General features: G+C 35.6%; 1 protein-coding gene. It reads left to right on the forward strand.

Annotated features, from left to right (window positions below):
* Positions 1-183 precede the first annotated feature (183 nt).
* Positions 184-270: YMGG-like glycine zipper-containing protein (locus AAEY79_RS14985; RefSeq protein ID WP_352289201.1), on the forward strand; the 87-nt coding region annotated here is incomplete at its 3' end.

Consider the following 270-nt stretch of genomic DNA (forward strand, 5'->3'; position numbering starts at 1 on the left):
GCTATTGATAGAATTTTTGTTGTTATACAGCATAAAACGCTAATTTTAATAGATTCTTCATGGCTTGTTCATTCATATATTTGCATAATAGCGCAAAATACTAAATGGATAGGACATAACATGACTTTAACTAAATCACTTTTAAGCGTAACGGTAGTGGCTGTATTACTTAGCGGTTGTGAAATGAATAACACAGGTAAAGGAGCGGCAATTGGCGCTGCAGCTGGTGGTGTATTAGGTAAGGCTACTGGTAATCATAAAGATAAGCGT

Origin of the sequence: Psychrobacter sp. GW64-MNA-CIBAN-0177, assembly GCF_040309585.1 — a bacterium.
Taxonomy (GTDB): domain Bacteria; phylum Pseudomonadota; class Gammaproteobacteria; order Pseudomonadales; family Moraxellaceae; genus Psychrobacter; species Psychrobacter okhotskensis.